We start from the raw sequence: 25964 nt of genomic DNA on the forward strand, positions 1-25964 counted from the left end.
AGCTGGATATCATGAAAAAATTTAATATTACGATCGCTGGAGGAGGAAGTACATTTACACCAGGGATCATTTTGATGCTGTTAGACTATTTAGAGGAGTTCCCAATTCATACAATTAAACTCTATGATAATGATGAAGCTAGACAAAAGACGATTGCAGATGCATGTGAGATTATGTTAAAAGAACGAGCACCAGAAGTGCGATTACTGGCAAGCACGGACCCAGAAGAAGCCTTTACTCAAGTCGATTTTGTGATGGCACATATCCGTGTCGGCAAATATGCAATGCGTGAATTAGATGAGAAAATTCCATTGAAGCATGGAGTCGTCGGACAGGAAACATGCGGTCCAGGCGGGATCGCTTACGGAATGCGGTCCATTCCAGGTGTATTAGAACTTGTCGATTATATGGAAAAATACTCACCTGAAGCTTGGATGTTAAACTATTCTAACCCTGCAGCGATAGTAGCAGAGGCAACACGTAAGCTAAGACCGAATTCTAGGATTTTAAACATATGTGATATGCCAATTGGCATCGAAGAATTAATTGCAAAAAATTTAGGCTTATCTTCACGGAAAGAACTAGAAGTAGATTACTATGGTTTGAATCATTTTGGCTGGTGGACAGATATTCGAGATAAAGCTGGAAATAGCTTAATGCCTGAGGTGATTAAGCATGTAAGCGAGCATGGTTATGCAACAGATGGAACATCTGAATTAGAACAGCAGAAGAGCTGGAACAGCACATTAAAAAAGGCTAAAGATATTCAAGCACTTGATCCAAAAACGGTACCGAATACGTATTTGAAATACTATCTATTTCCAGATGAAGAAGTGGCACATTCAAACATAGCGTTCACGCGTGCCAATGAAGTGATGGAGGGGCGGGAAGCTTTTGTTTTTAGTGAATGTCAGGCTATCATTGATAAAGGAACTGCAAAGGATACAAAGCTGACCATTGATGAGCACGCTTCCTATATCGTTGATTTAGCAAGAGCTATTGCTTTTAATAAAAAGGAACGGATGCTGATGATTGTAGAGAACAATGGCGCCATTAGGAACTTTGATCCAACAGCCATGGTCGAAATTCCTTGTATCGTTGGCAGCAATGGTCCAGAAAAATTAGTAGTTGGAGAGATTCCAAGATTCCAAAAAAGTCTCATGGAGCAGCAAGTTGGCGTAGAAAAACTAGTAGTAGAAGCATTTGAAGAAGGGTCCTATCAAAAATTATGGCAGGCCATCACATTATCGAAAACGGTGCCGAGTGCTAAAGTAGCAAAAGATATTTTAGACGACTTAATTGTGGCAAATCAAGCATTTTGGCCAGAGTTAACTTAACACGAGAATAAGCAATATGGGCGTCACAGCGCTCATATTGCTTATTTGTTTTTTTAACCGATGTATTGTGATGGAGAGGAAAAGGCCCCCTTACTCTGCACTCTCCTTAACCTCACGGCTATCCTCTGTTTCACCAATGTAAATAGGGCCGTTTGCGTGGTCGATTCGGATTGGCCATTCGTATGGAATTTGAAGACGTCTAGCAATGGCTCTCCAGAATTTTGTGGAATCCAATTCGAATTCTTGGAAGTCTTTTAATAAGTCTTTGTAAGACGAGCCATCAAATTGAATGAACATATCTTGAAGGCGCATGAACGCGACATGTCTCACTTCAAGTGCTGCTGCGGCTTCCATTTCTTCTTCTGTTGCTTCTCCGATGATTGTACCTGCGGGCGGAAGCATGTCGTATACGTTAAATTCCTCTTCTTCTTCGTGTGCTGCATTGTGCTGTTGATCTGACATTTTTCTTCACTCCTTCTCGTTCTCAATCAAAACTTTATTCTGTGCTTACTTCTATTATCGGAAGGAAATGTGAAAAGTGGAGCAGATCCACAACACTTGCTTTTTTCTCTTGAATCATCTATGATCAATTACAGATATAAAAGGTCTATAATAGATAGAAAGGAATTTCCCCATGAAATATTCTAAAGCGACCAACTATGCGCTGCATACGATGGTATTTTTAACTCTTGCGCCAAAGGGTAAAGCGATTGGCGTTGAGCCTCTTGCTAAGATGCAAGACCTTTCACCAACCTATTTATCCAAAATTTTAACAAAGCTTGTGAAGGCGGGATTGATTGAGTCAACACCTGGTGCAAAGGGAGGTTATACCCTTATCAAACGAAAGGAAGACATTTCGTTTTTAGATGTCATTCAAGCTGTAGAAGGACAAACGAATTTATTTCGCTGCTCTTTAGAGCATGACTCCTTCATGCCTCATGATGGCTGTTTGATTGAACAAGTCATGCAGGATGTGGAAACGAAAATGCAGGAGACGTTAAGTCAAAAACGGTTAATTGATATTGCGAACCAAATTGAGCAGACAGAAAAAAATCCATTTTTCAATATGTGATTTTTTTGAACTAATTATAGATATTAAGAGTCTTTAAAGTCTTGAATAAAAAGGAGAGATTGATATGTTATTAGATTGTGCCATTATCGGAGGCGGACCAGCCGGATTAAGTGCAGCACTTGTTGTAGGGAGAGGCAGAAAGCAGGTCATTGTATTTGATGATGAGCTGCCAAGAAATCGAGTGACGCAGGAATCACATGGATTTATTACAAACGATGGAATGACACCGTTTGAAATCAGACAAGCCGGAGAGGCAGACCTTCAAAAATACCCTAGTATTAAAATCAAACGAAGTCGAATTGTTGATATACAAAAGAAAGAGGAAAGCTTTACGTTACTGACACACGAGGGGGATACATTCGAAGCGAAAAAAATCATTTTGGCAACAGGACTTCAGGATATTCTGCCAGAGATCGAAGGAATTCATGATGTGTACGGAAAAACGTTGTTTAGCTGTCCTTTCTGTGATGGATGGGAATTAAAGGACAAAGCACTTGCCCTTATTGCAGAGAATCAGCGAGCCTTGCATATGGCTAAGCTTCTTTCCAATTGGACAAAGGATTTGATCGTGTTTACAAATGGGCACATGTTGGCTGAAGCGGACAAGGCACTTCTGACGGCACATTCTATTCAAGTCATTGATGTGCAAATTGTGTCGATTGATCATGACAATGGGCAGCTGCGCGCTCTCCAGCTTGCGAATGGGGAGATAGTGAGAAGGGAAGGCGGTTTTGTCGCAAGTGAATTCATGCAGTCAGCCCCATTTGCCGAAAAGCTTGGCTGTCAAATGACGAAGAATGCGGGGATTGAAACAGATATTCTTGGACGTACAACCGTCAGTGGAGTCTTTGCGTGTGGGGATAATTTAGGCGGCCCTGCTCAGTTAGTTCTTGCAGCAGCAGCTGGAAGCCAGGCAGGAATGGGCGTCATTCATGAATTTGTGCAAGAAGAGTTCCAAGAAAAAACATCTCTTTGAAAAGAGATGTTCAGCGGAGAGCGGTTTTTCGTTTTGCTAAGACGTGAGCTGTCCATTCAAAAATTGCGTAGATAACAAAGAAGATCAGGATCCAGCTGCTGGCATCGACCCAAACATTGGTGATCTGAATGATGTTCGCCTGATCAAGTCCAGCCTGTATCCACATTGTGATCAGAGTTGTAAGGAACACTTGTAAAAACCATTTTGATTTTTTCAATTGGTCACACCTCCATCTCTTTCTATCATATAAGAAATGACAGTTTATTTCCAATTGTTTTCCTGTATGTTTCAACGGTAAAATAAGAAATAAAATCAATGGAAGGACATGAGATGAGCGATCAAACGAATAGATTTTTAAAAAGTCATTTTCCTGACCTTCTCCTCACGCCGCCTCTTTTTTATGGGTGGCCTATTGGGCTACGGTTTGAAGTGGCAGATTGGTCATTAGGAAAAGAATCGATTGTATTAGAAAAAGCGGGAGATCGTGCTTTAGAGATTGTGAAATATGCTTTTGATCCAGAAGACGACATACTGTTTGTAACGGATGTGTATACAGAACATGAACATGAATTAACGAAGCGTAAGCTCCTGGTCTATCAAAAATATGTGCATCGGCAACTAAGGAACAGATTGCGCCACGAGCTTTTGACTTATGTACGTCCAGAAATAGAAGATTCACTGACATTAGAGAGATTTACACTCAAATGCCAGCTGAAAGAAATTCGATTGCGTCCGCTTCTTCATGCGATGTGCCAGGAGGACTTCTATGCACCGAATCAAATCTTGAAGGGAAAACTGGGGTATGAAATTTACCTAATGAATCTCTCGAAAAAAATGATTTTTCACTTATATGATGATCGAGGCTGTGATCTCATTGCGGCAGATGCTGAGCGTCTACGTCCAGTCTATGAGGGCTTACATCACTGGCTATTAGATTATGATCGCCCTAAGATGGACCGGCTGTTTGCAGCCAAATAAGAAAAACCGCACTTTCGACAAGTGCGGTCAGCGTGTAGACAAACCCTCGCATTCGGTGTCAGTTCTGCGTGCCGGTGCTCACGAATGTCAAATTCGCTCCGCTCCGGTACTCGTCCTTCCTAAACTGCAAAGGTTTTCTATCACGCTGAAAAGAAGACAAAGGGCTAAAATCAAGATCTTTTTATGCTTCTACTTTATTGAAGAATTGTGGCAAATACTCTTTATGTGCTTCAAGCATTTCATCTAGGATGCTTTTTGCAATGGTATCTGATGGGACAAGTGGATTGATGGTCATCGCTACAAGTGCTGTGTTATAATCGCCTGTCACGGCTGCTTCAGCGGCAACACGTTCAAAGGATTTAATTTGAGAAATGAGTCCTTTGACTGCGACTGGCATCTCGCCAACAGCAATTGGTTTAGGACCGTCTTTTGTGATGACACAGTTCAGTTCAACGGCAGAATCATTTGGAATGTCACTGATGGCACCATTGTTGATCGTGTTCACAGGCTGAATATCATGCTTGTCGTTATAAATCGATGCAATCAAGTTACAAGCCGCATCACTGTAGTAGGCACCGCCTCGTTTTTCAAGCTGTGGCGGCTTGATATCAAGATCAGGATCTTTGTAAAGCTCGAACAGGTCATTTTCTAATGCACGAACGACTTCTGCACGAGTTCCTTCATTCTCTGCTGCTTTCTTTTCTTCAGCTAGCATATCACTTGTTTTGTAGTAGTAGCGGTGATACGGACATGGAATAGCGTCAAGCCCTTTTAAGAAGTCCGCATCCCAAGGAATGGCATGAATGTTGTTCATTGACATGCTTGAGTTTGGATCAGCCATGTCTTCGATCACTTGATCCATGATGCTTTTGCCATCTAAGAATACATTGAGTCCAAAGACCATATGGTTTAAGCCAGCAAAGCTGACCTCGACTCTGCTTGCATCGACATCAAGGCCTTTGGCGATTCCCATGCGAATGCCGATTGGCACGTTGCATAAGCCAACGACTTTGCGATGGTTTGAATAACGAAGTACAGCTTCTGTGACCATCCCAGCTGGATTTGTGAAATTCACAAGCCATGCGTCCGGGCATAGTTCTTCAATATCTTTGACAATATCAAGAATGACAGGAATGGTACGAAGCCCTTTGAATAGACCTCCTGGACCATTTGTTTCCTGACCGATGACATCATATTTTAAAGGAATGCGTTCATCCTTCATGCGTGCTTCAAGCAGTCCAACACGGAATTGTGTTGTGACGAAATCAGCGCCTACAAGCGCCTTCTTACGATCTAATGTTAAATGAACCTCGATTGGAAGGCCTGCTTTTTTGACCATACGTTTTGCAAGGTCTCCAACGATCTCAAGCTTCTCTTTTCCAGCTTCAATATCAACAAGCCAAAGCTCGCTAATCGGAAATTCATCGTACCGTTTAATGAATCCTTCTACAAGCTCTGGTGTATAGCTTGATCCTCCGCCAATTGTGACAACCTTTAATCCTTTTGCCATGTTCTGCACCTCCGAATAATGTATCGCGCAATGTTATAATAAAGTGAAGCCAATTCTTTTTCTGTTGATTGTACATCTATAGCTTATCGTGAGAGCATCTTGTGCGTAAATGACTTCAGCGTCTTTAGGCAAGGGTGCCCTATTTAGAGATTTGTTACATAAAAGAAACACGTTGTGCCATGTTGTTGGAGAAAGGGGAAGTCAGATGTTTTCAAGTGAGGTCATTTCCAGCTTTAATGAACTAGAAAGCGCTTTATATCGATATATTATGGAAAATAGTGAAAAGGTCGTGTATATGAGAATTCGTGATTTGGCAGATGCGGCTCATATTTCCACCTCGTCTGTTCTTCGCTTTTGCCGTAAAGCGAATTGTGAAGGCTTTTCAGAGTTTAAAGTCAAGCTCAAAATGTATTTAGAATCAGAGCAAACACCTTCTTTGAAAAGCACGCAGCATTTTCTGTATGAATTTATTGAACGAACACTGAAAGGAGACTTTGATGAGAAAATCAAAGAGGCAGCAAGGCTGATTGCCGAGGCAAAAAATGTGCTGTTTATCGGAACTGGTAGTTCTGGCATTTTGGCGCAGTATGGGGCAAGATACTTTTCAAGTCTTGAGAAGTTTTCATTTTACATCAATGATCCGTTCTTTCCGATGAATATGCAGTATTTAGACAATAGTGTCACCATTGTGCTTTCTGTATCAGGGGAGAATCGTATTACGATTGATCATATTTCAAAATTAAAAAGAGAAGGCAGCAAGATCATTAGTATTACTAACAATCAGCACTGTACAATTTCTCGTATTTCTGACTTAAATATTGCCTATTACGTCACAGACGAACGAGTACATAGAGCCAATATCACCACACAGACACCCGTTGTGTATATCCTAGAAGCAATGGCACGTGACATGTTTGCAATGTTAAAAGAAAAGTAAAAGAGCCGCTGCCTCAAACAGCCGCTCTTTTTTTCTGCATCATGAAAGTGGTGATGGCAATGCTTGAGCAGATGAGTACAAACAGTCCGCCTAACAAATACACAAACCGCGCGCCAAAGGCATCTGCAATCAACCCAACAAAGAAAATAGATAAACCGACAGAGACAGACGAAAGTACATAGTGAGCGGCGTACACCTTTGATAAATCATGGATAGGTGTTTCTGTTTGAAGAATGGTTTGCTGTGAGACATCTCGTATTTGATAGGCAGGCCCCATCAAAATACAAAGCAGAAGAGCAAGCCATGGCAGGCTGTTCAGTGCAAATACAATGGTCAGCATTGCATAAATGAATGAGCCTGCTGCCATAAAGAGGAGAAGCTGTTTTTGGATCAACCGGCTCATCCACGCAGCGAGGAGCCCGCCTATAATGGCACCTGTATAATAAGCGGCATTGATAAATCCCCACCATTCCTCACCTTGCTTTAAATCATGTGTGACAAAGGCAAGCGTAATCGCCCCGATCCACACAGCACCCGCTATATTTTCACAAACATCCATAAAGGTCAGGGTGCGAACGGTTTTATTTTTCCAAATGATCGTCCAGCCGTCTTTGAAACTGCTCATTTTATTTACTTTTCGATTCACATCTTCTTGCTTGAGAAGAGGGAAAATAGGGATGAAAAATAGATAAGACAACACAATCATGAGACAAGTGATCCCGAGTAAATAAAATGGACCAATCAACAGGACGAGCATTCCAGTAAACGAATAGCCAGCGATTTGAACCATTTGATGAAAAATGGAGGCTGTACTGTTCGCCTTCACAAGTTGATTTGCTGGCACAAGTATTGGCATGATTGCCTGTAATAAAGGACTAATGAATCCGCCAGTAATGGAAATTAACATGAGCGCACCAAATAGCCACACCATATGCTGCTGAAAGAAATGAAATTGAGCTGTAAATACGATGAGCATTCCAAGACGTAAAAGAGGGACCCATTTCAATAGAGGACCGACTTGAAACCGGTCCGACAAAACAGGGGAAATGAGCCCAGCTAATAGCTGGCAAAGCGTTCTAATTAGTGGAAATACAGCGGCATAGGCAACAGATTGTGTATCTTGATAGATGACAAACGTGATGGTCATCACAAAAAGAATATCACTTAGCATGAGGAGGCTTTTACTGCCTGTGTAAAACCAGAACTTATTTCCCATATCAAACCGACTCCTTTTCAAAAACAAGTTCAGTATAGCACGGGGGTGATGTGCCCAGAGCCTTTCTATTGAAAAATACATCTTAAGGATGAGATGATTGTGATAAGCTAAATGAAAGGACATTGTAAGGAAAGGGGTTCAATCGATTGAAAAAATTACCGGCACATGACTTTTTGGACAAACACGACATCCCATATGACATCAAAACATTTTCTTCCGAAACAGAAAAAGGGGCAGCAAATGTAGCGGCAGCCCTTGGTTTTCGTGAAAGACAAATGATCAAAACATTGATTTTTGAAACAGGGGAAGGGGAGCAGCTGCTTGTGATGGTCGGCGCTGACCAGCATATTAAATCAGGCAAACTAAAGAAAGCAGCGGGCTCCCGTAATATTAAAATGGCTTCACCAGAGAAGGTTCTTGAAGTGACGGGGTATCGAATTGGCTCGATTCCGCCGTTTTGCTGGCAGCCAGAAGGGTTCCGCACGATAATCGAAGCTTCGCTATTAGAAGAAGAGGTATTAGGCGTTGGAGCGGGCGAATGGGGAAATGAAATACTCATCACACCAGAACAATTAGTGAAAGCTTCAAGGGCTGTACCGTTTGATATTGTTCAATCAGCCGAATAGATAAAAAGTGCCTGCCCTGAGAAGCAGGCACTTTTTTTAATTGGCAGCAGGCGTTGTAAATGGACCGATGCCTTTCATTTGCAGGAAGGCATTCACCGTCCTATTTTCCTCAAGGTCGTTCGCTCGTTTGCACACCACAACAGGTCTAACGATCTCAATGCCTTCAATGTATACGCGTCCAATCTCTTTCCGCTTGAGACTGCCTTTAACCGCATCACGAGGAACAAGTGTGATGCCATAGCCAGCTTTTATCATTTGAATCGCTTCATGAACTCCACTGAATTGTAAATCAACGGTCGGTTTTTTAATTCCTTTCGAGGTAAAAAGAGAAAAGAGCTTATCTCTTGTGGAGCTGCCTTCTTCACGCATCAAAAAGGGTTCCTGACTCAGGCGCTCTAGCGGGACGGTTTTTCCGTTTAACGGATGGTCCGCTGGCACAATAAAATCATAGCTTAAATTCGTCAAATGGGAGGTAAGAATCTCTTCGTGGTGCAGATCCTCGATCACAGCGATGGCCACATCTGATTCATATTGAAGCAGGCTATCTAGGACTTGAGCGGAGTTTCCGCTTTTTAATTCAATTTCTGCCTGTGGTGAGGATGTTTTAAAAGCAGCCAGCCAATCAGGCAGTAAAAAGTTGAGTGGTACGTAAGTAGAAGCGATGCGGAGGCGCCCCTTTTTCCCGTTTTGTAATAGCGTGATCTGATATTCTACTTCCTTTTCAGCTTCAAACACTTGCCTAGCATAAGGATATAGCATTTTTCCCATTTCTGTGAGTGTAATTCCCCGGCCATTTCGTTTAAAAAGGGGGAAACCGATCTCTCGTTCAATGCTTCTTAGTTGAGCTGTCACAGCTGGCTGTGTCAAAGATAGTGCGTCTGCTGTTTGTGTAACACTTTTTGTCTCTGCGACCTTTGCAAAAATTCGGAGGGCATGTAAATTCAACTTTGCACCACCTATCAATTATTTTGATGATTTGATCAAAAACATTCATTAGATTTATTATAAAGCATCCCTTATCGTAAAGGTAGCGAAGGGGGATGGGGAAATGGATCGTCGTCAAAAGCAAGTTGTGTCAATATCGCTCATCACAGCATTTGCACTCATTGGAGATTCAATGCTTTATATTGTTCTTCCGGTCTATTGGAGAGAGGTTGGTTTATCATCTATTTGGGAGGTCGGATTACTGCTGTCGATCAATCGCTTCATTCGTATCCCGCTTGCGCCTGTTGTTTGGTGGCTCTATCGATATGTACCAATGAAGACCGGTGTATTGATCGCTATTTTGATCGCATCAGTGACCACGATGCTATATGGTGTGAGCGGTTTTTGGCTGCTTTTGATCTGCCGCTGCGCATGGGGACTGGCATGGACGTTATTGCGTATGAGTGGAATGCGATTGATTGCTGAAATGGATGAAGGCTCACAGGGGCATTTAACGGGTCTTTATAACGGGCTTTATCGCCTTGGTAGTTTATTTGGTATGTTATTTGGCGGGCTATTTGCTAGCATCATCGGCTTCCAAGCGATGACGCTCGTCTTTGGTTTACTCACATTGCTAGGGTGCATTTTTTATGTATCTTTGGATGAGATTGAAAAGGGAGAAGGCGAGAAGGTATATCAAGTCATCAAACAAAAATGGTTTGCACGAGGTGTCGTAAAAGTACTGCTGACTGGAATGCTGATCGCACTTGTGATACAAGGTTTATTTGCTTCAACGCTGAGTCATGTGATTGAAGCAAGGGTCGGCCAGGGGGAATTTGCTCTGTTCGGCTTTGTCATAGGAGCTTCTGCTTTAAGTGGAGTCATTCAAGCGATCAGATGGGGATGGGAACCATTTGTTGCACCGAAAACAGGCAGATGGTTTGATCGGCTTGTGCTCAAGGAACGAATGCTTTGCTGGCTGTTTCTTTCGTTTGGAGGTCTCAGTCTTCTTGCGGTCATGCTGAAGGTCAGTGGCTGGTTTCTTGTAATGTTGCTTTTAATCCAGATGCTGTCAACGATCTTAACGACGTTGACAGATACGCTTGCTTTTCAAAAAGCCTCTACTCAAACAGATAAAAATCGCTTCCTTGCAAGCTATTCCTTCGTTCAAGATATAGGTGCTGCTTTAGGGCCTTTGTGCGGATATACGATGATTCAATTTTTTGGATCGAGCAGTGTCTTTTGGTTGATGATCATCATCAGCTTATTGCTTTTAAGCATGTGGGCGAGAGCCGGTCGTCTGCATGTTTCCTCTGATGCAGCATAAAAAGTTTACACTTTTCGATGTCAGCATCTGCAAAAGCTGATTTAAGCCAAAAACTGCCTCATGCAGCTAAACGCAAGAGGCAGTGATGTTCTCTTATTCGATGTCTGAATCATAGGCTTTTTGCGTCAGCTGGCTGACAACCTCTTTTAATCCATTTGGTTTATGAAATTCAACAGGTGTGCTTCCTTTTTCGAAGACGATTTGATCTGCTTCAACGAGCACGACATATCGATTGTTGACCTTTGCAATATGGATGGAATGACCAAAGTCTGCTAGAAGACCTTTGATTTCTGTTTCTCCTAGGCGCATTTTCATTGTGATATCAGGGGTCTGTTCAACAATGTGGGAAGCCGCTAGTGTGACCTGTTCTGTATCAAGTGTTTCTCTAATTTCTCGTTTTTCACTCGCTTCCCATATTTCAAGATCCTCTTCAAACTGCTTTAATTCTTCACTTTCATCCTGCAATGTTTCGAATACTTGTTCCTGCACCATATTCATGACCTGTGATTTCATGATTTCAGGCATCGATTCTCCATATTCGACGAATTTTAGAAAGTCTTCAAAATAACGGGCGTGTGAGGACTGGTGTATTTTCACTTCAGCTTCCTCTGTCATGCCCTCTTCTGGCATAAACGGGTATTGAATTGATTTCATGTTTTTTGTTGTAATGGCCATTTCGACTTTTCTTATCAAGGTAGATGTATCAGCGATAGAAGCCACTTTCTGCTCAAAATCGCATTTCATGATAAAAACAAAGGAATCATCGAAATACTTTTTAGGAACCGCAGACGCAACTAAAAAAACGCCGCCTCTGACAGCACTTGTATCTAAATACGTGCGAACAAACTGTTCACTGCATTCATTAAACAATTCTTTTGTATCTGCAAATCTCGTCTGATGAAATAAATTGTAGTTTGGATTTGAATCGAGCTCATGACCGGGTTCGACAATGAATCGGCCAATTTTGGTTGGTACTTGCTCAGATTTAGGGTGTCTGTCCACTTTGCGTTTGACGATTTTTTTCAGCTCACCGTCTAGAAAGTCCTTCAGCTCACTTTGTTCAAATTCCTCTTGGTCTAATGTTTGGTAATGCTTAAATCGTTTATTTGCTTGGTCATCCTTGCCTTCGACTTCAACGACAAAGAATGATAGAAAACGTATCGTAAAATCCATTGATTGGTCACCACTTTTTCTTCTTCGGATATGTTGAGTATAGAAAAAGGAGTGAAAATCGTCAACGAATGGCGTCATATTGTGTCATTATTTCCCGAGAAATGTTTATTGAAAAATACTTGATAATAATTATCATTCTTGATAGAATGATAAAAGAAAAGAAGGAACCTGCCAGTTCCTTCAACTTAGAAAAACAACTTATTTTGTTTCAAATGTTTCGCAATCAGTATCTGCATTGCGGGTCACATCAGTCATTGTGCTTTTACGGATTTTAATTGTAGAAGCGGTACAGCTGTTTTCAGCCCAAAAACGGCAAGAGTTCACTTCACAAAGTACGTTTTGTGCCATGGGAATTCACCTCCGTGATTCATATTGAGAATGAAGCAAGCTGCCACTTGAATTCATTTAATCTAGTAGTCTCTTTATAGAAAGAGACTGTTTGTGCTGTGTATGCACATGTTTATCATACCATCTACCCTGAAAATAGACAATTTAAACTTTGAAAGAGCGAGAATACAAATCTCGCTCTTTTTTATTTGCAAAAATAGTTAAATGCTAGGTGGCACCCTCTCTCATTTCGACATATGAATAGAATAGATTCAAAACCTGATGTCGGACAAAGTATGAGGCTACATGCACTGATTTTCCGCGTGAAAGGGTTTTCAATCAAAAATCTTCATAGAGAGATGAGGGGAGAAGATGAAGGCAGTCATTCTCTGCGGAGGAAAGGGAACGAGAATGAGTGAGGTCACACAAGCGCTTCCTAAACCACTTGCTATGATCGGAGATCGGCCTATTCTATGGCATATTATGAAAATCTATCAGTATTATGGTGTAGACGAGTTTATCTTATTACTTGGATATAAAGGTGAGAAGATCAAAGAGTATTTTCTCAACTATGATTGGCGGCATCAGAGCATGCAGCTGGATATGTCGACAGGAGAAATGAAGCTTTTAGGGAAATCAGAAAAATGGGAAATCACCTTTTTAGATACGGGCGAAAATACGATGACAGGCGGACGTTTAAAGCAGGCTCAGGACTACATTGGTGATGAGACATTTATGATGACGTATGGTGACGGGCTTGCCAATATCAATATGTTTCATTTGCTTAAGCGTCATCAGGAGCTTGGGGCAGTTGCTACTGTCACGGGAGTTGAAAAGATGTCACAGTATGGGACGCTGAAGGTGTATAACGGGATGGCAGAATCCTTCTCTGAGAAGACGGACAGTATCGGGATGATCAATGGAGGATTTTTTGTGTTGTCTCCAAAGGTATTTGATTATTTGACAGATGATGATCAATGCGTGTTTGAAGCGGAGCCTCTTCAACAGCTGGCGAATGATGGAGAGCTTGCGGTTTATGAGCACCACGGATTTTGGACAGCAATTGATACGTATAAAAACTTGAAGGAAATCAATGGCATGTGGAAAGAAGGAAAACAACCATGGAAGGTTTGGTGACGACATGAGCGGGTTTTGGAATGGCAAGAACGTTTTTGTAACTGGATGTACAGGGCTGTTAGGGAGCTATCTTGTCAAGGAATTGATTGATCAAGGCGCAAACGTGACGGGGCTTGTGCGTGACCAAGTGCCAAGATCGAATTTATATCAAGGCAGTCAATTTGAAAAGATGAATGTGGTGCAAGGCGCACTCGAGGACATGCAAACGATTGAACGAGCATTAGGAGAATACGAAATTGATACCGTCTTCCATTTGGCAGCCCAAGCGATTGTTGGGGTCGCAAACAGACATCCTGTTTCTACATTTGAAGCCAATATTTTAGGGACATGGAATGTGCTGGAGGCGTGCAGAAGACAGCCGCTCATCAAACGAGTCATTGTAGCTTCAAGTGACAAAGCATACGGTGATCAGGAGCAGCTTCCATACGCTGAAGATATGCCGCTTAACGGAAAACACCCGTATGATGTATCGAAAAGCTGCGCAGATTTAATTTCTCACACGTACTACAACACATATGGTCTTCCGGTTTGTATTACGCGGTGCGGCAATTTATACGGAGGCGGGGATTTGAATTTTAACCGAATCATTCCGCAAACGATCCAGCTTGTATTAGAGGGAAAGGCGCCAGAAATTAGAAGTGACGGAACCTTTATTCGTGATTATTTCTACATTGAAGATGCAGTCAAAGCTTATTTACTGCTAGCAGAGAAGATGGAGGAAAAAGGGCTGGCTGGAGAAGCCTTTAACTTTAGTAATGAAATTCAGCTGACGGTGCTTGAGCTTGTAGATAAGATTTTAAAGGCAATGGGAAGTGAGCTGAAGCCTCGTATTCTGAACCAAGGGTCGCATGAGATTAAGCATCAATATTTGTCGGCGGAAAAAGCGAGAAAGCTGCTTGATTGGAAGCCTGACTATTCCATTGATGAAGGTTTAGAAAAGACGATTGAATGGTACCGCGAATTCTTTCAAAAATAGAGGTGTGAATAGATGAACAGCATATATTGTACGGTTCTATCAAGTGGAAGACTTTATCAAGCCATTGCACTTTTCTTATCGTTGAAGCAAGTAGAAGAGGATGCTGTCATCAAGACGTTATGTATGGATGATGCTGCATTTGATTTGCTTCATCAAATGAATTTCCCGCATGTCGATCTTGTTCATGTGCGGAAGCTTGAAACACCGGAGCTGCTAGAGAAAAAAGGGGAACGGGACGCGTCGGAATATTGCTGGACGTTAAAGCCGATGTGGATTGAGTGGTTGTTTGAACAGGAGCAGGCGGCCGAAGTGACCTATCTTGATGCGGATTTGTTCTTTTATGAGAGCCTGAAAGTCATTTTTCGAAACCAGCCGGATGCCTCTGTTTTACTCTCGAGAGGGGATATTGTCATCCCAAGCTTTGATCCAGAGGAAGTGATCATGCTTCAGAAGCTTTTAGGACGCTATAACTCAGGCTTCCTATACTTTAAGGGAGATGAAGCCGGACGGAAGTGCCTTAACTGGTGGAAAGAAAAATGTTTAAAAGAATGCAAAAATGCGCCGGGAGAAGGCAAGTTTGGCGATCAAGGATATTTAGATCATATGCCGATGCTGTTTGAAAAAGTAGAAGATATTGAAACAAAGGGCGTGAATATTGGTCATTGGAACTATGGACAGCATTCCTATGAGGAAAAGAATGGACGTATTCTGCTTGAGGATGGGAGCCCGCTCATTTGTTATCATTTTAGCGGATTTCGGATCGTGAGTAAGGATGATATGCTACAAATCCATGAAAAAGGGAGAACCGATTTACCATTCTTCCAAGAAGCCTATCGGGAAGTGCTTCGCCATGTGATTGAATCGGTAGAGCAAGTCAACCCGATGTTTAACGGCTATGCCAAGCTGGAGGGGGATGACGCATGAACGAAAAGCCGAAGGTAAGCGTCATAATTCCGAGCTATAATGCGAAAGAGCGCTTAGAAGGAAGCCTTGTTTCCTTAACGCTTCAGGAAACAGATATCCCGTTTGAGGTCATTGTGGCTGATAATGGGTCAACGGATGATACGATGGAAATGCTCGAAAAAATAGAGGTGAACTTCCCATTTAAAAAGGTGCGTATACCTGTCAATCAAGGGATTGCAAAGGGGCGTAATCATGCCATTCGCGAGGCAGAGGGAGATCTGCTGATTTTTCATGACAGTGATATGCTGGCAGAGCCGAGGTTTATTCAAAAGCATGTAGAGGCGCATGCTGACAGGGAGGATCTCGTTATTTGCGGTGTGTGCTGGAAGCGGATCTATCGTTATTTTTACACAGCGTTTGATAAAGATCATTTGATGAGTTTGAAAAAGCAGGGTTTGTATAAGCGGAACATGAAGAACAAAACGCCTCTTTCATCAATGGAAGAAGTCGAAAATGGTGCATTTCTAGAGAAAAGCTTCGATTTGCAATCCGAGTTTATTCATCACCTTAAAGAGATATTGCATACGTACCACTATGATTTAAGTTCCTATGAGCTGCCGTGGCGATTTTTCATTACAAATAATTCCTCTGTTAAACGAAAGCATGTCATGGCACTGGGGATGTTTGATGAAAATATTGTTCGGTACGGGTTTGAGGATTATGATTTAGGGATTCGTCTTCATCAGCTTGGCCTGTCATTTGTGCTAAGAGAGGATATCATGAGTGTGCATCAGGAGCATCCAAGTAATTTAACGTCGTTTGATGACATCAAATATAATATTTTGTATATGTGCGAGAAATATAACCATATTGATGCCATTGATGTCCATTTGGCCTTCTCTGGTCCGTTTTCTCATACCGTGACAAATGACATGATGAAAGAAATTCGTCAGCTGCGTGAGAATCCGGCATTTGATGGTCTGCTATCTTATTTTTTAGAGTTGCTTCATTTGGTCACAGAGCGGAATGTAGGCATCAAACGCGATAAAAAAGATGTACTGACAGCAAAGCATGTTCCTTTGAAAAAGTTGTCAGAGACTGCGCAGCTTGCAAGGAAGGAATATGGCTGCGCGGTTCTTGTGGAAGCGATTCAAGGGCTAACGAAAGAGCTGTTATGCGTTGACTTCTTTCAAGTGGACGTGTTGTAGATGGCGTCTTATCATTTTACAACCATTGTGTCGAATACCCATGTATTTAAGCTGCTGGCGCTGCTTCATTCGCTTGAACAAACCGCCCATTCTTTTAAGTTGTCTGTGTTATGTGCGGACCCTTTGGCTTATAAGGTGTTAAGTGAGTTTCCTCATCCGCATGTTCAATATGAACAGCTTGAAGACATTGAAGATGATTCGCTGCGAAAGGCAAAAGATAACCGGACATTTCATGAGTATTGCTGGACATTAAAGCCTGTCTTTCTGCTCAAAATGCTTGAGTCCTCAGATGCGGATTATCTCGCTCATTTGGATACCGATTTGTACTTTTATCATGATCCAGAGGCGATTTTTGCAGAGAAGCCGCTCGCTCATTTATTTTTGACGGATCATATGAATTCCAAGCGGTTTTATCACTTTTATGAGTTGTCTGGTCGCTTTAATACTGGTTTTGTAGGCTGTCGTAACACAGACGTTGCCAAACAGGCGGTCACGCAATGGAAAGAAAACTGCATTGCGCACTGTACAGTAGAAATGGATACGGAAAACAAGACATACGGAGATCAACGTTATGTTGAAAAGTGGGTAGACGATTTTGAAGGCGTTCATGTAGTAAAGGCCAAAGGAGCCAATGCAGCACTTTGGAATATTGAAAATTATCATCTTTCAATTGTTGGTAGGGAAATTTACCTCGACGAAGATCCACTCATTTTCTATCACTTTTCTGCCTTTACAATTATTGATCAGAGCACATTTAATCTCAATTGGTATTATTATATGAAAGATCAAAAACTGGTGGATCATATTTATATCCCCTATGCGAACTTGATTCATCAAAAAATCAAACAGGTGCAGAAGGTATTTCCAGAATTTCAGCAAGGGTTTATTGCAAAGAAGCATGTTCCTGACACACATTTTTATGAGATATGAAAAAACCCGCTCGGTAAAATGAGCGGGTTTTCTCTTTTATGATTCATTCCATTTGGAGATGGTTTGATCACTAGGGAGTAAGACAGCTAGTATGCCTAAAATCGGTAAAAAGGCTGCACCGATCATTGTAGATGTTAAGCCGAATGCATCAATGAATGAACCGAGGGCAACCGAACCGATTGCACCCATTCCAAACGCAAGCCCAACCGTTAAACCAGACATTGTCCCAATTTTCCCGGGAAATAGTTCTTGGGCGTATACCACTGTAACAGAGAAGCTCGACATCAAAATGATGCCAATAAGTCCAAGCAGCACGTAGGCAAGAACAGGTCCGGCAAAAGGTAATAAAAGGGCAAGGGGGAAGGATGCCAATAATGAAGCCAAAATCACGTTTTTCTTGCCAAATCGGTCTGCAAGCGGCCCGCCTAAAAATGTCCCGACTGCACCTAGAATGAGAAATAAGAAGATATAAGTCTGTGATTCTTTAATCGTCAAACCATATTGTTCAATCGCATAAAACGCATAGAAATTTGAGATCGCATTCCCATACCAAGAGCGGGCAAAAATAAGAAAGACGATGATGCCAAGCGCCGCGAGTGCTGATTTGCGGTGAATAGCAGATCTTGCCGCTTTTGCAGGTGCTTTTTTCGCTTGTGCCCGAATGGTATGAAGCTTCTGTGCGTACCATCTTGAAATATAAAGAAGGAAACCGACAGCAATCATTCCAACAATTGTAAACCAAGCCACTCCTGGCTGTCCGAGTGGGACGAGCATTAATGCAGCGATGAGCGGAGCAAAGGCTTGACCTGTATTTCCGCCTACTTGATAGATGGACTGGGCGAGTCCTCTTCTTGGACCTGCCGCCATGTTGGCAACACGGGAGCCCTCTGGATGGAAGATCGCAGAGCCGAGTCCGATAAAGACCACGCAAAGCAGAATGGTCACAAAGGATGGGGCATACGCAAGCCCGAATATACCGATAGCACTTAAGAATAAAGCAACCGGAAGTGCATAGGGCATCGGCCGTTTATCTGTGTACCAACCAATAGCAGGCTGCATCACGGAGGAGACCATATTTAATGTAAAGGCAATCAGCCCTAATTGTGTAAAGGTCAGCCCCATTGAACGTTCTAAAATAGGGAACATGGCAGGAATAACGGCTTGCAATGTGTCGTTGAGCATATGGCAAATCCCAATAATCAATAGAATGGGATAAACTGTTGAGCCGGTGACAGCTTTTTGAGATTTATCCTTTGTACGAGCAGCAATAGCCAATGAGACTACCTCCTTTCATCCAACTGTTTATTTTTTGCATTCTTCTCATTTTATTCATAAGGTGAATTATAAAACAATAGCAAAAGGTCATAATTTAGAAAAAAAAGAGACACAGCGCTTGGTTGACAGCGTGCGTCTCTAAAGAATTATTGATAAAAAGAAGCGATCACAGGCTTCATTTTTTGAATGACAAGTCCACTGCCGCCGCGGTTTTTCACACCTTCGATCATGCCGACGAGGAGGTAATCTTCTTTTTTAGGATTAAACGCAAGTAAAAATCCATTTTCAGTGCCGTCTGTCGCACCTTGTTTGCTCTTTAGTTCTGCCGTTCCAGTTTTAGCAGCAATATCTGCTCCTTTTATTTGTAAGGAGTGAGCTGTACCGTTTGGACTGGTCACGACCTCAGTTAGCGCGTCTTTCACTGTATCTGCCGAGTTTTCTTTGATGATTTGTTTTGATGCTGCTGTTTTTTCATCTTGAATCACTCGAGGGTAGACAAGCTTGCCTCCTGTTGCAAATGGGGAATAGGCATGTACTTGCTCAATTGGTGACATGAGTAACTCTCCTTGGCCGTACGCCGAGTCAGCGAGTAAGATGTCCGATTGGATGCCATCGTTTGACACTTGTGCGGGCTTCATTGTAAACGGCATGTGTAAATCTTCGCCAAACCCAAATGTTTTCACCTTTTTCTCGTACGTGTCTTTGCCAATTTCAAGTGCTTCCTGTCCGAAGTAAATATTGTCAGAGTACACAAGGGCATCGACCATATTTACTTTTTCTTTGTCATGCACTCGTGTAATTTGATAATTTCCCCAAGATTGATCCTTTTGCCATTTCAGTCCATGAATGGTGCGCACTTTATTAGGCTTTGTGACACCTGTTTCCAGCCCAATGGCTGCTGTAATGGTTTTGAACGTGGATCCTGGTGCATACCGGCTCGCATAACGAGCTTGGAATGGGAGGTCTGGGTTTTCACTGTATGCCTGATATTGCTTAGGTGTGATTCCGTTTGTCATGAGATTGACATCGTAGGAAGGGGCGCTGACAAGCGCTAATAGATCACCAGATGATGGATTCATGATCGTGACGGCTCCTTTTTCACCTTTCAGCTGTTCATAGGCTTTTTTCTGTAAAGAAGCATCAATGGTCAGCTTCACTGTTTTTCCGTCTTTCCGGTCTGTTTTTTGCAATGTTTCTTCAATACCTGTTTCATCATGGACAATGAGAATGCTTCCGCCATCTTGTCCTCGTAAATTTTGATCAAATGTGAATTCAAGACCGGTTTTGCCAATGATTTGATCCGCTTTTAATGCTGGATTTCTTTTCATATCATCTGCATTTGCTTTTCCGACATAGCCTGTCAGGTGAGCAGCAGCTTCGTTATATGGATAGTATCGCATTTCCTTTGATTGATAGGTAACACCACTTACGTCCTTTGGAATCGGCATTTGCTCTAACATAGATTTCAGCGGGACAAATGTGTCGTCTGTGACCCATGCTTGTTTGAGCTGATTTTGAATCAGTTCTTTATCTATATCAAAAGCTTTGCTGATTTTTTTTATATTTCGTTCTTTTTCTTTCCCTGTCCCGAGCTTTCCTGGGATGATGCCAAGTGCATGTCCACCAGTTGTTTCTGCTAAAGTACGCCCTTTCCGGTCCACAATGTTTCCACGTACCGCAGGATCAGATTTCACTTGGATGGTATCTCCCTTTTCCATTTGCGGGAAGATGAGATTTGGTTTCCACTCTACTTTCCACTTGTCATCTTCTTCGGAGAGAATCCCCTTGTAAGATAGCTTGTTCAGCTTTCCAAGAGACGTTTTCATCGTGACATCATAGGTGAACTGATACCCATTTCCTTTGTCCTGCTTTTCGACGTTGAGCTTTGATACGTTGAGATCATAAGCGCCAATTCCACTAAAAATATTGTCGTATTTTTCGGCTAGTTGTTTTTTGGAGAAGTCATTGGCTTTCAGAGAGCTACTTGTGACCTCATTTGCCAGCTTCGTAAAGTCTTTCTTCTCCATGTGTTTCGTAAAGGCTTGAGCTGCCTGTAAAGCCTCTTTTTCTTTTGAGAAAAGAGAATCCTTTAAGAAAAAGAAAGCAGCAGCAATCACGATTATACTAAGAAGGGGAATGATGACTTTTTTCTGTTTCCAAAATGCCTTTCGCTGATCTGTATACAATGAAAACACCTCAATTTTTGATTAGATCCTCTATATTTTACAGTGATTGCACAGGATTTGTATAGCTTCTCCTATGAAAATAGACCAAGGGATTCTGTCATGATTTGAGAAATAAGAATACATGACAGCATGCTTTGAGGAAAGATATCTTCATTTTTTCTTATGATTTAAAGGATTTCTTAAGAGATCATCGAATGTGGAAAAATAGAAAAAATATGACAAACGCTTTCAATAGGGGGGAATCGTTATCGTTTATAAAAAGGTGAATTTGATTGGACTTGTTCTTGGGCCGGCACTCTTCTTGCTGATTCTTTTTCTCATACCTGAAAATGAATTGACCTATGCAGCGAGAGTGGTATTAGGCATTACGGCTTGGACTGCGACGTGGTGGGTGACAGAGGCTTTACCAATACCCGCAACCTCTTTATTGCCGATCATCCTTCTGCCAACACTTGGCGGGCTTTCTATGGAACAGGCATCAAGGTCTTATGGAGATCCGATTGTCTTTATGTACATGGGTGGATTTATGATCGCAATTGCCATTGAGAAGTGGAACTTGCATAGACGCATGGCGTTACATATTTTGAAGATGATTGGTACAAGAAGTGACCGCATTGTATTAGGTATCATGATCGCTACTGCTTTTTTATCTATGTGGATTTCTAATGCAGCGACAGCGCTGATGATGCTGCCGGTGGCACTGGCTGTGATAAAAGAGGTCAAGACAAATGAGATCTTATCTGGTGCATCTCTTGACCGATTCAGTAAAAGCATCTTATTGTCAGTAGCGTATTCAGCATCAATTGGTGGTTTGGCGACACTTGTTGGGTCTGTGCCAAATGCTGTGTTTGCGGCGATGTCGAAAAAACTGCTCGACCGAGAAATTATGTTTTTCGAATGGTTTTTGTTTGGATTTCCTGTTGCTATAGTTCTTCTCATTCTCTTATTTCTGTATTTGACCAAGATACAGTTCAAGGTAGAGCACACAGGTGAAATGAGCGTGGCATTCATACAAAAGGGATTAGAGGACTTAGGTAAAATGAAACGAGAGGAAAAATGGGTTTTTGCTGTTTTTCTTATGACGGCGTTTTTGTGGATATTTAAAACCTTTTTGTTTGGAGGTTTTACCGTATCTGATACGTCTATCGCTATTTTTGGTGCGATGCTGCTATTTCTTATTCCAGCGACAAATGGAGAGAGATTACTAGAATGGCACGATATGAAACAGCTGCCATGGGGACTTTTGCTTTTATTTGGTGGCGGGCTGTCGCTTGCTACGGGCTTTGCTGAGACCAATTTAACAGGATGGATCGGGGAAAATTTACAGCATTTAAACGGGCTATCGTATCTCATGCTGTTAATCATTTTAACGGGTACTATTTTATTTATGACTGAAATTATGTCCAATACAGCTGTTGCCAATATGATCATTCCGATTACGGTAGGGCTTGGCCTTGCGATCGGCATCGAGCCTTATGGTTTAATGGCCGCAGCTGCTTTGGCTTCATCATGTGCGTTTATGCTGCCGATCTCCACACCGCCAAACGCCGCTGTCTTTAGTGCGGACGTGCTCAAAATCTCTGATATGGTCAAGGCGGGCTTTTGGTTAAATGTGATCAGTATTGTGGCGATTGTCCTTGCGGTTTATTTCTGGCTCCCGGTTGTCCTTAGATGAGGGCTTGGATCGTATAGAGACGACCGGTGCTTTTGTTTCTTTTGGCTTCGGAACTTGGGCTGACTTGTTGAGTCGCGCCTCCTTTGGCGTGTAATAGGTTGCCCCAATATTGAGCCTACCTTTAAGCTGGTCAATGGAAAGCTCACCAAACTCTAAGTGGTAGTCAATTTTGTCCACTCTCAGGGATTCGATATGAATGTGTGTATCCTCTGAGACAGGTGAAGCTGGCGCAGACATTTTTTGCTCAAGAGCGGTGAGTCTTTTTTCCAGCTCGATGACAGATGGGGCTGGACTGGATTCCATTTTTTTAAAGAGTGATTGAATGAAATGTTTCAAGTAGACCACAACCTTTTCTTCGCCTTGCTCTAGTCTATGGAAAAGCTGCCCGGTATATACTTATAGAGATGACAAGAAAGGGGAGAAGCACATGCTGCCTACTCAGATTCACATTGCCCATATGAAAACGAATTCGATTGGCCCAGGATCATCTATGACGTTTGGCTCGACGTTTGTTCGCAATCATTGCAGTACGATCAAACGAAACAATGGCTTTGGGGAACAGAATGCGGATGGCGTGATCACGATCCTTCCGATTGAAACAATTGATGATCGTGATCAAATAGACGCAGTGAGTATCAATATTCGTCATCTATGATGATAGCAGTTGCTTTTCCTTCATCCTTTTGCAGGCGGATGTAAAGTACACCGTCTTTAAAGGCAGCATTCATTTGACCAAGAATCATTTCTGGAAGGCGGATTTTCTTTTCAAACGGACCATACTTCCCTTGCTTTTGGCGAAAGTCCTGCTCGTTAAAAAAGGAAACACGGTGTCCTTTCACAACCAAATATTCACCATATGATAACACCTGTACATCTTCCTTTCGGTAGCCAGGTAAATAAATTAAGTACTGAATTTCTGTAGGGGTTTCCACCATGTCGATTGGTGGAAACGACGTATCAGTTCCTCGCTGATCTTGCTGCGAGAATGTAAAGGGAGACGGACCATTCGCCATAAAGGGAGATCTTTGCTCATCATCGAATATCATTTTCCAAAAATCATCTCCATGCATTTGCTGGGCAATGTCCATCCACTGCTTCATTTTTTCGAAGTCCATGTGAAGACCTCCTGTTAACATACTTGATGGGTGCTTGCATATACCTATAAAAAGGAGGTTTATCTGTGGTTCAACCAACTCCGTATATCAATATTAATATTTTCATGTTAAAAATTAATTCCTTTGAAAATGCGTCGGCGGTGAATGTCGGACAAAATTTGTTAGCAGAGTGGCAAAACTCAGATAAAAAAAATCAGGGGTACGGACAGAATTTTGGAGATGCCAGCGGTTTTGTCGGGACAAAAAGCCATGTAGATGATCGAGATCAAGTGGACTCACCTGCCTCTTTTTCGCCAGCAGCTAAACCCATTCAAAGGAAGTGACGTGTGATGTTATTCTCACCCTCAGTCGTCAATGTCGGTGCTTTTAAGATCAATGCAATGGATCGGGGGGCATCACTGACGCTAGGTCCTTATCAGCAGGTCGATTATTTTCTCTCCATGAAACTGAACCAAGGCTTTGGAGAGGACAATGGAGATTGTTCACCGCTTGTCATTCCGATTTCAAGCGTATTAGATCCAGATATGATCGACTCGAATTCAGTTAAAAACAGCGTGATTTAGGCAAAAAAAAAAGAGACCGGGAATCCCCGTGTCTCTTTTCTAATGTGTTTGATTGAGATGGCTTTTTCGTCTTGCATAGGTGAAATAGACAACAACACCAATGGCTACCCAAATGAGGAAGGCCCGCCAAGTCTCCCATTTCAGTGTGGCAGCCAATATCATACAAATGACCGCACTGATTATTGGAAGAACAGGTACAAATGGTACTTTAAAGGCTGTCTTCATATTCGGATGTTTTTTCCGTAGTACGATCACAGCGATAGAGATCACCGTAAAGGCCGCAAGTGTCCCGATGCTGACTAAATTAGCAAGCGTTGATAAATTGACAAATCCTACGATACAAGCTGCAACAGCGCCTGTCAGCCAAGTGTTGGCAACCGGTGTTTTCGATTTTGGATGAACGTTTGAGAAAATTTTCGGCATGAGTCCATCTCGGCTCATCGCAAAGGTTAAGCGAACCTGCGCATAGACAAGTGCAATCAAAACCGTCGTGATCCCGATAATCGCACCGGCGGATATAATGCCAGCGACACTATTCAGGCCAACCACTTGAAGAGCAAAAGCGACAGGGTCACTGACATTCAGCTTCGTATAGTGAACCATGCCTGTTAAAACAAATGAAACACCGATGTATAAAATGGTACACACACCGAGCGCACCAATGATTCCGATTGGCATCGCCTTTTGCGGGTTTTTGACCTCTTCTGATGCATTGGCGATTGCATCAAATCCAAGGTAAGCAAAAAAGACAGTTGCTGCCCCTGCAATCACGCCATGAAAGCCCATTGGCATAAAGGGTGTCCAGTTTTCAGGTTTGACGTAAGCGAAGCCTGAAATGATAAAGAGAAGGACAATGGCGATTTTGATCAGCACGATGATGTTATTTAGCTTTGTGCTTTCTTTCACGCCTCTTGAGACAATAAAGGTAATGAGTAAAATAATGAGCGCGCCTGGAAGATTAAAGACGGCGCCATCAGCGGCTCCAGGTGCAGCCGATAAAGCCTTCGGTATGTGCAGGCCGAATCCACTGAGCAGTGATTGAAAATAGGACGACCATCCACTTGCCACAGCAGAGAGCGCGACAACATACTCAAGCATTAAATCCCAGCCCATTAAAAAGGCGAGGAACTCTCCAAGTGTTGCGTAAGAATACGTATAGACGCTTCCTGACACTGGAATGGATGAGGAAAATTCAGCGTAGCAAAAAGCAGCAAGGGCGCATGCGATCGCAGCCAAAATAAAAGATATAATAATCGCAGGTCCCGCATCTTTCGCAGCAGCAACCCCTGTAATCACAAAAATTCCAGTCCCGACCACACAGCCAATGCCAAGCAAGATTAAATCAAATGTATTCAAAGAACGGCTCAGCCGCTTCGTTTGACTTTCAAGCATGAGCTGGTCGAGAGACTTTTTTCGAAATAAAGAACTCATGTTGACCTCCTAATGGATAAATCTTTTCGTAAGACGAATGTTAGTATATGCGTAAATGACAATTTAGTCAATTGGTTGAAAAACGCTTTAAATCACTAAAGTGTTAAATGTCACAAACGAAGCAGCGTACAAAAAGAGACATCCGCCGGCAAGCTTTCGAGC

General features: G+C 42.3%; 28 protein-coding genes. 16 read left to right on the forward strand and 12 right to left on the reverse strand.

Features of this window, described 5'->3' with window-relative positions:
* Positions 1-11 precede the first annotated feature (11 nt).
* Positions 12-1337: a 6-phospho-alpha-glucosidase gene (locus IEE86_RS13345; RefSeq protein ID WP_144485793.1), complete on the forward strand. Its 1326-nt coding sequence runs from the start codon at positions 12-14 to the stop codon at positions 1335-1337.
* 90 nt (positions 1338-1427) lie between these two features.
* Here the strand turns inward: IEE86_RS13345 and IEE86_RS13350 are convergent, their stop codons facing one another.
* A complete protein-coding gene (locus IEE86_RS13350) occupies positions 1428-1799 on the reverse strand; it encodes a hypothetical protein (RefSeq protein ID WP_191097654.1) in 372 nt (123 codons plus the stop codon).
* Between the two features lie 172 nt (positions 1800-1971).
* On the opposite strand from IEE86_RS13350, the gene IEE86_RS13355 reads away from it, so the two are divergent.
* Both IEE86_RS13355 and IEE86_RS13360 read left to right on the forward strand, forming a co-directional pair.
* The gene (locus tag IEE86_RS13355; RefSeq protein ID WP_034623077.1) at positions 1972-2409 is read left to right on the forward strand and encodes an Rrf2 family transcriptional regulator; all 438 of its coding nucleotides are present in this window, start codon (positions 1972-1974) and stop codon (positions 2407-2409) included.
* Between the two features lie 64 nt (positions 2410-2473).
* Positions 2474-3385, forward strand: coding sequence for an NAD(P)/FAD-dependent oxidoreductase (locus IEE86_RS13360; RefSeq protein ID WP_191097655.1), 912 nt, complete (start codon positions 2474-2476; stop codon positions 3383-3385).
* A 10-nt stretch (positions 3386-3395) separates the two neighbouring features.
* On the opposite strand, the gene IEE86_RS13365 is transcribed toward IEE86_RS13360, so the two are convergent.
* The gene (locus IEE86_RS13365) at positions 3396-3602 is read right to left on the reverse strand and encodes a hypothetical protein (protein WP_191097757.1); all 207 of its coding nucleotides are present in this window, start codon (positions 3600-3602) and stop codon (positions 3396-3398) included.
* Between the two features lie 113 nt (positions 3603-3715).
* On the opposite strand from IEE86_RS13365, the gene IEE86_RS13370 reads away from it, so the two are divergent.
* The gene (locus IEE86_RS13370) at positions 3716-4363 is read left to right on the forward strand and encodes a DUF3885 domain-containing protein (protein ID WP_191097656.1); all 648 of its coding nucleotides are present in this window, start codon (positions 3716-3718) and stop codon (positions 4361-4363) included.
* Between the two features lie 181 nt (positions 4364-4544).
* Here the strand turns inward: IEE86_RS13370 and IEE86_RS13375 are convergent, their stop codons facing one another.
* A complete protein-coding gene (locus tag IEE86_RS13375; protein ID WP_191097657.1) occupies positions 4545-5873 on the reverse strand; it encodes a 6-phospho-beta-glucosidase in 1329 nt (442 codons plus the stop codon).
* Positions 5874-6078: 205 nt separating this feature from the next.
* Between IEE86_RS13375 and IEE86_RS13380 the strand changes: the two genes are divergently transcribed.
* Positions 6079-6810, forward strand: coding sequence for a MurR/RpiR family transcriptional regulator (locus IEE86_RS13380; RefSeq protein ID WP_191097658.1), 732 nt, complete (start codon positions 6079-6081; stop codon positions 6808-6810).
* Between the two features lie 13 nt (positions 6811-6823).
* Here IEE86_RS13380 and IEE86_RS13385 read toward each other — a convergent pair whose 3' ends face one another.
* Positions 6824-8026, reverse strand: a complete 1203-nt coding sequence (locus IEE86_RS13385; RefSeq protein WP_191097659.1) for an MFS transporter — start codon at positions 8024-8026, stop codon at positions 6824-6826.
* Positions 8027-8172: 146 nt separating this feature from the next.
* On the opposite strand from IEE86_RS13385, the gene IEE86_RS13390 reads away from it, so the two are divergent.
* Positions 8173-8652 (forward strand): aminoacyl-tRNA deacylase, encoded by a 480-nt coding sequence (locus IEE86_RS13390; protein ID WP_191097660.1) that lies wholly within the window; start codon positions 8173-8175, stop codon positions 8650-8652.
* Between the two features lie 36 nt (positions 8653-8688).
* Here the strand turns inward: IEE86_RS13390 and IEE86_RS13395 are convergent, their stop codons facing one another.
* Positions 8689-9597, reverse strand: a complete 909-nt coding sequence (locus IEE86_RS13395) for a LysR family transcriptional regulator (protein ID WP_191097661.1) — start codon at positions 9595-9597, stop codon at positions 8689-8691.
* Positions 9598-9700: 103 nt separating this feature from the next.
* Here IEE86_RS13395 and IEE86_RS13400 point away from each other — a divergent pair, with 103 nt between their 5' ends.
* Positions 9701-10903: an MFS transporter gene (locus tag IEE86_RS13400; protein ID WP_191097662.1), complete on the forward strand. Its 1203-nt coding sequence runs from the start codon at positions 9701-9703 to the stop codon at positions 10901-10903.
* Positions 10904-10996: 93 nt separating this feature from the next.
* Here IEE86_RS13400 and IEE86_RS13405 read toward each other — a convergent pair whose 3' ends face one another.
* Positions 10997-12076, reverse strand: a complete 1080-nt coding sequence (locus IEE86_RS13405; protein ID WP_191097663.1) for a DUF3900 domain-containing protein — start codon at positions 12074-12076, stop codon at positions 10997-10999.
* Positions 12077-12274: 198 nt separating this feature from the next.
* Positions 12275-12424: a DUF1540 domain-containing protein gene (locus IEE86_RS13410; RefSeq protein WP_191097664.1), complete on the reverse strand. Its 150-nt coding sequence runs from the start codon at positions 12422-12424 to the stop codon at positions 12275-12277.
* Positions 12425-12775: 351 nt separating this feature from the next.
* Here IEE86_RS13410 and rfbF point away from each other — a divergent pair, with 351 nt between their 5' ends.
* From rfbF to IEE86_RS13435, 5 genes are read left to right on the forward strand one after another with little or no spacing between them, the layout of a single operon-like run.
* Positions 12776-13540 (forward strand): glucose-1-phosphate cytidylyltransferase, encoded by a 765-nt coding sequence (gene rfbF, locus IEE86_RS13415; RefSeq protein WP_191097665.1) that lies wholly within the window; start codon positions 12776-12778, stop codon positions 13538-13540.
* Between the two features lie 4 nt (positions 13541-13544).
* Entirely contained in the window at positions 13545-14516 is a 972-nt protein-coding gene (locus tag IEE86_RS13420) for a GDP-mannose 4,6-dehydratase (protein ID WP_191097666.1), read from the forward strand.
* A 12-nt stretch (positions 14517-14528) separates the two neighbouring features.
* Positions 14529-15440 carry a putative nucleotide-diphospho-sugar transferase gene (locus tag IEE86_RS13425; protein ID WP_191097667.1) on the forward strand — a complete coding sequence of 304 codons (912 nt, stop codon included), beginning with the start codon at positions 14529-14531 and terminating at the stop codon, positions 15438-15440.
* Complete coding sequence (locus IEE86_RS13430) at positions 15437-16627, forward strand: glycosyltransferase family 2 protein (RefSeq protein WP_191097668.1); 1191 nt, start codon at positions 15437-15439, stop codon at positions 16625-16627. Before IEE86_RS13425 ends, IEE86_RS13430 begins: the two co-directional genes overlap by 4 nt.
* Complete coding sequence (locus tag IEE86_RS13435) at positions 16628-17557, forward strand: putative nucleotide-diphospho-sugar transferase (RefSeq protein ID WP_191097669.1); 930 nt, start codon at positions 16628-16630, stop codon at positions 17555-17557. It abuts the gene before it with no gap.
* A gap of 36 nt (positions 17558-17593) precedes the next feature.
* On the opposite strand, the gene IEE86_RS13440 is transcribed toward IEE86_RS13435, so the two are convergent.
* Together IEE86_RS13440 and pbp4 are read right to left on the reverse strand one after the other, a co-directional pair.
* Positions 17594-18832 (reverse strand): MFS transporter, encoded by a 1239-nt coding sequence (locus IEE86_RS13440; RefSeq protein ID WP_191097670.1) that lies wholly within the window; start codon positions 18830-18832, stop codon positions 17594-17596.
* Positions 18833-18978: 146 nt separating this feature from the next.
* On the reverse strand, positions 18979-21018 hold the full coding sequence (gene pbp4 / locus IEE86_RS13445; protein WP_191097671.1) for a penicillin-binding protein PBP4(5): 2040 nt from the start codon (positions 21016-21018) through the stop codon (positions 18979-18981).
* A gap of 262 nt (positions 21019-21280) precedes the next feature.
* Between pbp4 and IEE86_RS13450 the strand changes: the two genes are divergently transcribed.
* The gene (locus IEE86_RS13450; RefSeq protein ID WP_191097672.1) at positions 21281-22693 is read left to right on the forward strand and encodes an SLC13 family permease; all 1413 of its coding nucleotides are present in this window, start codon (positions 21281-21283) and stop codon (positions 22691-22693) included.
* On the opposite strand, the gene IEE86_RS13455 is transcribed toward IEE86_RS13450, so the two are convergent.
* Positions 22625-23029: a hypothetical protein gene (locus IEE86_RS13455; RefSeq protein ID WP_191097673.1), complete on the reverse strand. Its 405-nt coding sequence runs from the start codon at positions 23027-23029 to the stop codon at positions 22625-22627. The two genes, IEE86_RS13450 and IEE86_RS13455, sit on opposite strands and share 69 nt — an antisense overlap.
* A 91-nt stretch (positions 23030-23120) precedes the next feature.
* Between IEE86_RS13455 and IEE86_RS13460 the strand changes: the two genes are divergently transcribed.
* Positions 23121-23348: a hypothetical protein gene (locus IEE86_RS13460; protein WP_191097674.1), complete on the forward strand. Its 228-nt coding sequence runs from the start codon at positions 23121-23123 to the stop codon at positions 23346-23348.
* Here IEE86_RS13460 and IEE86_RS13465 read toward each other — a convergent pair.
* On the reverse strand, positions 23329-23808 hold the full coding sequence (locus IEE86_RS13465) for an Hsp20/alpha crystallin family protein (protein ID WP_191097675.1): 480 nt from the start codon (positions 23806-23808) through the stop codon (positions 23329-23331). The two genes, IEE86_RS13460 and IEE86_RS13465, sit on opposite strands and share 20 nt — an antisense overlap.
* 65 nt (positions 23809-23873) lie before the next feature.
* Between IEE86_RS13465 and IEE86_RS13470 the strand changes: the two genes are divergently transcribed.
* Together IEE86_RS13470 and IEE86_RS13475 are read left to right on the forward strand one after the other, a co-directional pair.
* Complete coding sequence (locus IEE86_RS13470) at positions 23874-24131, forward strand: hypothetical protein (RefSeq protein ID WP_003213975.1); 258 nt, start codon at positions 23874-23876, stop codon at positions 24129-24131.
* 6 nt (positions 24132-24137) lie between these two features.
* Entirely contained in the window at positions 24138-24371 is a 234-nt protein-coding gene (locus tag IEE86_RS13475) for a hypothetical protein (RefSeq protein WP_191097676.1), read from the forward strand.
* Between the two features lie 39 nt (positions 24372-24410).
* On the opposite strand, the gene IEE86_RS13480 is transcribed toward IEE86_RS13475, so the two are convergent.
* A complete protein-coding gene (locus IEE86_RS13480; RefSeq protein ID WP_191097677.1) occupies positions 24411-25802 on the reverse strand; it encodes a branched-chain amino acid transporter BcaP in 1392 nt (463 codons plus the stop codon).
* Positions 25803-25964 lie beyond the last annotated feature (162 nt).

It is taken from the genome of Bacillus crepusculi, from assembly GCF_014764715.1.
Taxonomy (GTDB): domain Bacteria; phylum Bacillota; class Bacilli; order Bacillales; family Bacillaceae; genus Bacillus.